Annotated in this window: 11 protein-coding genes; 8 read left to right on the top strand and 3 right to left on the bottom strand. The window is 72.5% G+C overall.

All coding sequences use genetic code 11. The annotated features are described in order from the left end of the window. The 4 genes from ispG to UW392_RS25950 form a co-directional block, all read left to right on the top strand. Positions 1 to 774 (top strand): flavodoxin-dependent (E)-4-hydroxy-3-methylbut-2-enyl-diphosphate synthase (ispG, locus tag UW392_RS25965; protein WP_320777541.1); only part of this gene is annotated, 774 nt, incomplete at its 5' end. 171 nt (positions 775 to 945) lie between these two features. Next, a complete protein-coding gene (locus UW392_RS25960; RefSeq protein ID WP_320777540.1) occupies positions 946 to 1,794 on the top strand; it encodes a GNAT family N-acetyltransferase in 849 nt (282 codons plus the stop codon). 76 nt (positions 1,795 to 1,870) lie between these two features. Further along, positions 1,871 to 2,437, top strand: coding sequence for a GNAT family N-acetyltransferase (locus tag UW392_RS25955; protein ID WP_320777539.1), 567 nt, complete (start codon positions 1,871 to 1,873; stop codon positions 2,435 to 2,437). 102 nt (positions 2,438 to 2,539) lie between these two features. After that, positions 2,540 to 4,234 carry a proline--tRNA ligase gene (locus UW392_RS25950; protein ID WP_320777538.1) on the top strand — a complete coding sequence of 565 codons (1,695 nt, stop codon included), beginning with the start codon at positions 2,540 to 2,542 and terminating at the stop codon, positions 4,232 to 4,234. Positions 4,235 to 4,301: 67 nt separating this feature from the next. Here UW392_RS25950 and UW392_RS25945 read toward each other — a convergent pair whose 3' ends face one another. The 3 genes from UW392_RS25945 to UW392_RS25935 are packed head-to-tail and all read right to left on the bottom strand — an operon-like array spanning position 4,302 to position 6,257. Continuing rightward, a complete protein-coding gene (locus UW392_RS25945; RefSeq protein ID WP_320777537.1) occupies positions 4,302 to 5,219 on the bottom strand; it encodes an aminoglycoside phosphotransferase family protein in 918 nt (305 codons plus the stop codon). A 28-nt stretch (positions 5,220 to 5,247) separates the two neighbouring features. Next, complete coding sequence (locus UW392_RS25940; RefSeq protein WP_320777536.1) at positions 5,248 to 5,733, bottom strand: ferritin-like domain-containing protein; 486 nt, start codon at positions 5,731 to 5,733, stop codon at positions 5,248 to 5,250. Further along, on the bottom strand, positions 5,730 to 6,257 hold the full coding sequence (locus tag UW392_RS25935; RefSeq protein ID WP_320777535.1) for a hypothetical protein: 528 nt from the start codon (positions 6,255 to 6,257) through the stop codon (positions 5,730 to 5,732). Before UW392_RS25935 ends, UW392_RS25940 begins: the two co-directional genes overlap by 4 nt. 207 nt (positions 6,258 to 6,464) lie before the next feature. Here UW392_RS25935 and rimP point away from each other — a divergent pair, with 207 nt between their 5' ends. From rimP to UW392_RS25915, 4 genes are all read left to right on the top strand, one after another. Then, the gene (gene rimP / locus UW392_RS25930; protein WP_320777534.1) at positions 6,465 to 7,001 is read left to right on the top strand and encodes a ribosome maturation factor RimP; all 537 of its coding nucleotides are present in this window, start codon (positions 6,465 to 6,467) and stop codon (positions 6,999 to 7,001) included. A gap of 2 nt (positions 7,002 to 7,003) precedes the next feature. After that, positions 7,004 to 7,990 (top strand): transcription termination factor NusA, encoded by a 987-nt coding sequence (nusA, locus tag UW392_RS25925; RefSeq protein WP_320777533.1) that lies wholly within the window; start codon positions 7,004 to 7,006, stop codon positions 7,988 to 7,990. A 126-nt stretch (positions 7,991 to 8,116) separates the two neighbouring features. After that, complete coding sequence (locus tag UW392_RS25920; protein WP_320777542.1) at positions 8,117 to 8,413, top strand: YlxR family protein; 297 nt, start codon at positions 8,117 to 8,119, stop codon at positions 8,411 to 8,413. Between the two features lie 147 nt (positions 8,414 to 8,560). Then, the coding region (locus UW392_RS25915) for a translation initiation factor IF-2 N-terminal domain-containing protein (RefSeq protein ID WP_320777532.1) at positions 8,561 to 8,817 on the top strand (257 nt) is incomplete at its 3' end.

The raw sequence follows: 8,817 nt of genomic DNA, 5'->3' as shown, positions 1-8,817 counted from the left end.
AAGGAGATCGCGAAGGCGGCGAAGGAGCACGGCACGCCGATCCGCATCGGCGTGAACGCGGGCTCGCTGGACCGGCGGCTGCTGCAGAAGTACGGCAAGGCCACTCCCGAGGCGCTGGTGGAGTCCGCGCTGTGGGAGGCGTCCCTCTTCGAGGAGCACGACTTCCGCGACATCAAGATCTCGGTGAAGCACAACGACCCGGTCGTGATGATCAACGCCTACCGGCAGCTGGCCGCCCAGTGCGACTACCCGCTCCACCTGGGCGTGACCGAGGCGGGCCCGGCCTTCCAGGGCACCATCAAGTCCGCCGTGGCCTTCGGCGCGCTGCTCGCGGAGGGCATCGGCGACACGATCCGGGTGTCGCTGAGCGCGCCGCCGGTGGAGGAGATCAAGGTCGGCAACCAGATCCTGGAGTCGCTGAACCTGCGGCAGCGCGGTCTGGAGATCGTGTCCTGCCCGTCGTGCGGGCGGGCGCAGGTGGACGTGTACAAGCTGGCCGAGGAGGTCACGGCGGGTCTCACCGGCATGGAGGTGCCGCTGCGCGTGGCGGTCATGGGCTGTGTGGTCAACGGTCCGGGTGAGGCCCGTGAGGCGGACCTGGGTGTCGCGTCCGGCAACGGCAAGGGGCAGATCTTCGTGAAGGGCGAGGTCATCAAGACGGTGCCCGAGTCGAAGATCGTGGAGACGCTCATCGAGGAGGCCATGAAGATCGCCGAGCAGATGGAGGCCGACGGCGTGACCTCGGGCGAGCCGTCGGTGTCGGTCGCGGGCTGAGCCGGAGCACCCGGGGCGGCCGGAACGTTTCTCGTGACCGCCGCCCCCGCCCCACGGCGGGGACGGGGGCGGCGGGGGCGGTGAACTGCGGTCACCGCCACGACCCGGCGCCCCACAATTTCGCCAGGTACAGTGCGGAGATCAGCGAATCCCACGATGAGGCCCCCGCACGTGTTGACCCAGACCACCACCAGGGTCCTCGAACCGAGTGACCTGGACGCCGCCCTCGCCGTCCTCGACCGCGAGCCGGTCGCGAACGCCTTCGTGAGGTCCCGCGTGCAGGCCGCGGGCCTCGACCCCTGGCGGCTCGGCGGCGAGATGTGGGGCTGGTACGAGAACGGCACGCTCACCTCCCTGTGCTACGCGGGCGCCAACCTCGTCCCCATCTGCGCCACCCCCCGGGCCGTACGCGCCTTCGCCGACCGCGCCCGCCGCACCGGCCGCCGCTGCTCCTCCGTCGTCGGCCCCGCCGAGCCCACCGCCCAGCTGTGGCGGCTGCTCGAACCGAGCTGGGGACCCGCCCGCGAGGTCCGCACCCACCAGCCGCTGATGGTCGCCGACCGGCTCCCCGCCGGCATCGCTCCGGACCCGTACGTGCGCCGCATGCGCAAGGACGAGATGGAGACGATCATGCCTGCGTGCGTGGCGATGTTCACCGAGGAGGTCGGTGTCTCCCCGCTCGCCGGCGACGGCGGACTGCTCTATCAGGCCCGCGTCGCGGAACTCGTCGGCTCCGGCCGCTCGTTCGCCCGCCTCGACGCTGACGGCAAGGTCGTCTTCAAGGCGGAGATCGGCGCGGCCACGCCCCTGGCCTGCCAGATCCAGGGCGTCTGGGTCGCCCCCGAGTACCGCGGCCACGGACTTGCGGCACCCGGCATGGCCGCCGTCCTGCGCTACGCGCTGGCGGACGTGGCCCCGGTGGCGAGCCTGTACGTCAACGACTTCAACACGCCCGCGCGGCGCACGTACCGGCGGGTGGGCTTCGAGGAAGTCGGCGCGTTCATGAGCGTCCTGTTCTGAGGGTGCCGCACGGCACGGACGGCCGCCCGTGGGCCGTCCCCCGACGACGGCTCCCGGCCCCCTGTACTCTCCCCACATGCGCCTTCCCGGTCACGCACACCAGCACTCCGACGACATCGTGATCGGCCCGCTGGACCTCTCCGCACGTGTCGACGAGGCGCTCGCCGTGCAGGCCGTGGCCTTCGGGCTCGGCGCCGACGAGGTGGCCGTCCGCCGGCAGATCGTGCTGCGCCACCTGACCCAGCCGGGCGCCCGCTCCCTCGGCGCCACCACCGCGCACGGGGGACTCGTCGGCTTCGTCTACGGCATGCCCAACGACCACACGCACTGGTGGTCCACCGTCGTCGAGCCGTACCTGCGCGCCCGGGGGCACGAGTCCTGGCTGCACGACTCCTTCGTGATCACCGAGCTGCACGTCCATCCGCGCCACCAGAACCGGGGCATCGGCCGGGCCCTGATCACCGGCCTCACCGACAGCGCCACCGAGCCGCGGTCCATCCTCTCCGCGATCGACACCGACAGCCCCGCCCGCGGTCTGTACCGCTCGCTCGGCTACGAGGACCTGGCCCGGCAGGTGATCTTCCCCAGCGCCCCGATGCCGTACGCCGTGATGGGCGCCGCGCTGCCGCTGCGCCGCAGGTGACCGCCGGGCCCACCGCCGCCGCGCGGGTTATCGATTTCCGCCGCCCCGTACCGCAGGGCTAACCTCGGGGCCATCACCCTTACGCAGCAGGAGTCGAGAATCATGGCCCAGGTCCAGCGCATGTCCCGTTTGATGGTCAAGACACTGCGTGACGACCCGGCGGACGCCGAGACGCTCAACCACAAGCTCCTCGTCCGCGCCGGCTACGTGCGCCGCAACGCCGCCGGCATCTGGACCTGGCTGCCGCTCGGCAAGAAGGTCCTCGACAACGTCTCCCGCGTCATCCGCGAGGAGATGGACGCGATCGGCGCCCAGGAGGTCCTCCTCCCGGCCCTGCTGCCCAAGGAGCCGTACGAGGCCTCCGCCCGCTGGGACGAGTACGGCGACCAGCTCTTCCGGTTGAAGGACCGCAAGGGCGCCGAGTACCTGCTCGGCCCGACCCACGAGGAGATCTTCACCCTCGTGGTGAAGGACCAGGTCACGTCCTACAAGGACCTGCCGGTCATGCTCTACCAGATCCAGACGAAGTACCGGGACGAGGCCCGCCCGCGCGCCGGCGTGCTGCGCGGCCGCGAGTTCCAGATGAAGGACTCGTACTCCTTCGACACCACCGACGAGGGCCTGGCGGAGTCGTACCGCTTGCACCGCGAGGCCTACCGGAAGATCTTCGCGCGCCTCGGCCTGGACCACCGCATCGTCTCCGCCGTCTCGGGCGCCATGGGCGGCTCGGCCTCGGAGGAGTTCCTGGCCCCCGCCCCGGCCGGCGAGGACACCTTCGCCGACTGCCCGAACTGCGACTACGCGGCCAACACCGAGGCCGTCACCTTCGCGCTGCAGCCGGTCGAGGGCGCGGAGCACGGGGCCGTCGAGGAGCTGGACACCCCCGACACCCCGACCATCGAGACGCTCGCCGAGCACCTCGGCGTCCCGGCCTCCGCCACGCTGAAGAACCTGCTGGTGAAGGTCGACGGCGAGATCGTCGCCGTCGGCGTCCCCGGTGACCGCGAGGTCGACCTCGGCAAGCTGGGCGAGCACCTGGCCCCGGCGGTCGTCGAGCTCGTCACCGCCGAGGACTTCGAGGGCCGCGCCGACCTGGTGCGCGGCTACGTCGGCCCGCAGGGCCTGGAGAAGGTCCGCTACCTCGCCGACCCGCGCGTCGCCCCCGGCACCTCCTGGATCACGGGCGCCAACAAGGACGGCAAGCACGCGCGGAACGTCGTCGTCGGCCGTGACTTCGAGGTCGACCAGTACCTCGACGTGGTCGTGGTCGAGGAGGGCGACCCCTGCCCCAAGTGCGGCACCGGCCTCAAGCTGGACCGCGCTATCGAGATCGGCCACATCTTCCAGCTGGGCCGCAAGTACGCCGACACCTTCCAGCTCGACGTCCTCGGCCAGAACGGCAAGCCGGTCCGCGTGACCATGGGCTCGTACGGCATCGGCGTCTCCCGCGCCGTGGCCGCGCTCGCCGAGCAGACGGCCGACGAGCAGGGCCTGTGCTGGCCGAAGGAGGTCGCCCCGGCCGACGTCCACGTGGTCGCCGCGGGCAAGGCCCTGCAGACCGAGCTGGCGCTGGAGGTCTCCGAGGCGCTCGGTGCGGCCGGCGTGCGCGTCCTGGTGGACGACCGCGCGGGCGTGTCCCCCGGCGTGAAGTTCACCGACGCCGAACTCATCGGCGTGCCCACGATCCTGGTGGCGGGCCGCCGCTCCGGCGACCGGGTGCTGGAGCTCAAGGACCGCCGCACCGGTGAGCGCGAGGAGCTGACGGTCGACGAGGCGATCGCCCGCCTGACGGCGTAACCGCTGCCGCGAGGGGCCCCTGCCGCATCCGCGGCAGGGGCCCCTCGCACGTGTGCACCGTGGGCGTCTACAGCCAGCCCGCGAACTCCAGCAGCAGCTCCGCGTCCTGCGGCCGGCCCACCCGGCGGGCCCGCACCCCCGACTCCACGGCCCGGAACAGTGTCCAGCCACGCAGCCGCTCCTGGTCCACCTCCAGCGACTCGGCGAGCCGCTTCACCCGGCGCCGCGTGATGGACGCCCCCGAGGGCGAGGCGATCAGGTCCTCCACCCGGTCCCGCACCAGCCGGGCCAGGTCGAACGCGCTCTCGCCGACCACCGGGTCGGGACCGACGGCCAGCCAGGGCACGCGCTCCCCGGCGAGCACCTTGCTCTGCCGGAACGTGCCGTGCAGCAGCAGCTCCTCGGGCGGGGCCGCGAGCAGCTCCTCGCGGACCGCGAGCGCCGCGTCGACCAGCGGTGCCACATCGGTGTCGGCGTCCGCGTCCGCCCGCATGGCCCCGGCCTGCCGGCCGGTGCGCTCCGCCACGGTCTCGAAGACGTGCCCGCCGGGCGGCTCCACCCACAGCCGGCGCAGCGTCCCCGCGGCCTCCAGCAGCGCCTTGGCCTCGGGCAGCGACCGGACCGACCGGTCGGGCCGCAGCCGCTCGAGCAGGAGCTCCCCCTCGGCGTGCCCGGGCTCGTCGTCGAGCAGCCGCACCGCTCCCCGCCCGTCCCAGTGCGCGAGGGCCGCCCGCTCGCCGGCGGGCCGGGCCCGCGGCGGTGCCAGCTTCAGCACGGCCGGGGAACCGTCGGGCCGCCGCACGAGGAGGACGACGCTGCTGCGCCCGCCCGGTGCCTGCACCCGCTCGACGGTCAACCCGCGTGGCCCGACCGCCCGGCGGACCAGCTCGGGCAGCCGCTCCAGCCAGTCGCCGGCCTCGTCGGCCCCGGGGTGCGGTGTCTCGGCGAGGGCGCGCACGACACGCCGGGGCGGTTCGAAAGCCATGCGCGAGTCGTTCCCTTCGAGGTCGCGTTCACATGTGCGGAGTCGCCGACGGGGCCGGTGCGGCCGTCCGCTCGGCGAGACCAGGGAAGGCTACGCTCCCGTTCCGCCACCGCACGGCGCGCACCGCCGCCTCACGCAGCGCCTCGGCCGCCGTACGCCTCCGGTCGCCCTCGGATGCCCGTACGAGGTCGGAGTACACCCCGGCCACCCGTTCCTCCAGCTCGATGGCGAGGCGTACGGCGGAGTCGCCGTCCCCGACGGTGAACGGCAGCGCGTACGCGGCGTCCGCGACCACGGGGCTGCCGTCCAGGTCGCGCACGGCGCGCGCGAGCTCGTCACGCCGGGCGCGATGGGCGTCGTACCCGGCGCGCGCGTCGGCCCGCCGGCTCTCGCCTATCCGGCCGCCCACCACTCCGTACCCGTACACCGCGGCGTGCTCCGCCGCGAGCGCCGCCTGCAGCGCCCGGAGCTCGGCCTTCCGCGCCGCGCTGCCCGTGCCCGCCGTCCCGCTCACTTCGCACCCTCCCTCAGCAGGAACGCGTGCCCCGCCCCGGCCGCCGCCACGGACGCCATCAGCCGCGCCATTTCACCGTCCACCTGCAGCAGAGCCTTCGTCCGGCGGTCCGCGAGCTCCGTCTCGGCCGTCGCCAGCCCGGCCAGCGCGGCCCCCGCCCCGGCCGGTACCGCGGAGGGCGCCGCCGAGGGCGAGGCCGAGGCCGAGGCCGCGCCCGGTGTGCCGGTGGACGCACCGCTGTCCCCGAACGCCTCGGCGTGGCGGACGACTTCGGCCCGCAGCGGTGTCAGCAGCTCCGTCAGCTCCGGATACGCGGCGATGACGGCCGCGTACCGCTCGGCGAGTGCCGCGCTGTCGCGGGCCACGCGCGCGCGTGCCCGCTCGGCGGCCCGGGTGTCGCCCTCGTCGGGCTCCGGGCCGCTGTCGGACGTGCAGCCGCTCAGCAGCACCGCGCCCGCGGCGGTGACGAGCAGCGTCCTTCTGCGCGGCCCCCGAAGGGCGCGCGACGGCAGGGTGAACGGCACGGCAGACGTCCTCGGCAGAGTCGTACGAACGGAAGAGCGGTTGACGTGTGATCACCGTACCCGCGCACCGGCGCACCGGTTGTCAGCGCGCCGTCCGGCGGACGCCGGTGGTGCCCGGGTGGACCGCAACACCCCGCGGGACCGGATACCCTTTGAGCTGACACGCGCCCTTCCCACAACAGCACACGCGGCCGAGGAGTCACCCGGATGAGCACCACCCAGAGCGAGAGGCTGCGAGAACTGCTCGAACCGCTCGTCAGCTCCCAGGGCCTGGATCTCGAAGAGATCGCAGTGGACTCGGTCGGACGCAAGCGTGTGCTGCGTGTCGTCGTCGACTCCGACACGGGCGCCGATCTGGACGCCGTCGCCGAGGTGAGCCGCGCTCTCTCGGCCAGGCTCGACGAGACGGACGCGATGGGCGAGGGCGAGTACACCCTGGAGGTCGGTACCCCGGGCGCCGAGCGCGCCCTCACCGAGCACCGGCACTACGTGCGCGCCACCGGCCGTCTGGTCAGGTTCCAACTGCGCGAGGGCGGCGACCTGGTCGCGCGGATCCTCGCCGTGGACGAGGACGGCCTCGACCTGGAGGTCCCCGGCGTGAAGGGCCGCAGGGCCACCACGCGCCGGCTCGCCCTCGCCGACGTCGACAAGGCGCGGGTCCAGGTCGAGTTCAACCGCAAGGACAGCGCGGACAGCGCGGACAGCGTGAGCGACAAGAACATGAAGGAAGAGGAGGAGGCGTAGCCGTGGACATCGACATGAGTGCCCTGCGGGGCTTGGTGCGGGAGAAGGAGATCTCCTTCGACCTGCTGGTCGAGGCGATCGAGTCGGCCCTCCTCATCGCCTACCACCGCACCGAGGGAAGCCGACGCCACGCGCGCGTGAAGCTCGACCGGGAATCCGGCCATGTGACCGTGTGGGCGAAGGAGGACCCCGAGGACCTGGAGGAGGGGCAGGAGGCGCGCGAGTTCGACGACACGCCGTCCGACTTCGGCCGCATCGCCGCCACCACCGCCAAGCAGGTCATCCTGCAGCGCCTGCGGGACGCCGAGGACGACGCCACGCTCGGCGAGTACGCCGGCCGTGAGGGCGACATCGTCACCGGTGTCGTCCAGCAGGGCCGCGACCCGAAGAACGTGCTCGTCGACATCGGCAAGCTGGAGGCCATCCTGCCGGTGCAGGAGCAGGTCCCCGGTGAGTCGTACCAGCACGGCATGCGGCTGCGCAGTTACGTCGTCCGGGTGGCGAAGGGCGTGCGCGGACCCTCCGTGACGCTCTCCCGTACGCACCCCAACCTGGTGAAGAAGCTCTTCGCGCTCGAGGTGCCCGAGATCGCCGACGGTTCGGTGGAGATCGCCGCCATCGCGCGTGAGGCCGGTCACCGCACGAAGATCGCGGTCCGCTCCACCCGCAGCGGCCTGAACGCCAAGGGCGCCTGCATCGGCCCCATGGGCGGCCGGGTGCGCAACGTCATGGGCGAGCTGAACGGCGAGAAGATCGACATCGTCGACTGGTCGGACGACCCGGCCGAGATGGTGGCGAACGCCCTCTCCCCGGCCCGCGTCTCCAAGGTCGAGGTCGTGGACCTCGCGGCCCGCTCCGCGCGCGTGACAGTCCCCGACTACCAGCTGTCGCTGGCGATCGGCAAGGAGGGGCAGAACGCCCGCCTCGCAGCCCGTCTCACCGGCTGGCGCATCGACATCCGCCCGGACACGGAGCCGCAGGCCGACTGACCCGGGGCGGACGCGGGGGAATAGATCTGAGCCGAATGTCGCTCAGATCACGTCAGCTTTGTGCACGGCAACTGTTCGATTACCGCCCCAAAGGGATGGTGTCGGCGCGGGGAGGTAGACTTGAGCGTGTCTGGCCGGACGCTCGCCCGCGCACGCCCTGAACGCACCTGCGTCGGGTGTCGGGAGCGAGCGGCCAAAGCCGATCTGCTGCGCATCGTGGCGGTCGAGGAGCAGTGCGTTCCCGATCCTCGCGGTACGCTGCCCGGCCGGGGTGCGTACGTACACCCCGCCCCTGTCTGTCTCGACCAGGCGGTACGCCGCCGGGCGTTCCCGCGGGCGCTGCGTGTCCCGGGACCGCTCGACACAAAGGTGTTGCGCCATCACGTCGATCAGGCGGAGAGTCGCTGTACGAGCGACATGTAAGACGTGCCGCACGGAACCCCGTGCGGCTCTGGTACCTCGCGAGTCTGAAAGCAGGTCGAGATTGCGATGAGCACTCGATGAGTACGCGATGAGTACGCCCATGAAGTAGCGACGGTCCGGACGCAACCCGGACCTCAAAGGAGCGAAGTGGCTAAGGTCCGGGTATACGAACTCGCCAAGGAGTTCGGGGTGGAGAGCAAGGTCGTCATGGCCAAGCTCCAGGAACTCGGTGAATTCGTCCGTTCGGCGTCCTCGACGATCGAGGCGCCCGTTGTACGCAAGCTGACTGACGCCCTCCAGCAGGGCAACGGGGGCGCCAAGTCCGCCCCCCGCAAGGCTGCCCCGGCACGGCCGGCGGCACCCACTCCCGCGCAGGCCGCGCGTCCGGCCGCGCCGCGTCCGGG

Source organism: Streptomyces sp. CRN 30, assembly GCF_034105845.1.
Note: the sequence above shows the minus strand (reverse complement) of the source record. Positions and strands in the feature narration are given on the sequence as shown.

Bases quoted from the DNA above. Each gene is read 5' to 3' on its own strand.
- UW392_RS25955 (WP_320777539.1), top strand. From the start codon at position 1,871: ATGCGCCTTCCCGGTCACGCACACCAGCACTCCGACGACATCGTGATC.
- UW392_RS25950 (WP_320777538.1), top strand. From the start codon at position 2,540: ATGGCCCAGGTCCAGCGCATGTCCCGTTTGATGGTCAAGACACTGCGT.
- UW392_RS25945 (WP_320777537.1), bottom strand. From the start codon at position 5,219: ATGGCTTTCGAACCGCCCCGGCGTGTCGTGCGCGCCCTCGCCGAGACA.
- rimP (WP_320777534.1), top strand. From the start codon at position 6,465: ATGAGCACCACCCAGAGCGAGAGGCTGCGAGAACTGCTCGAACCGCTC.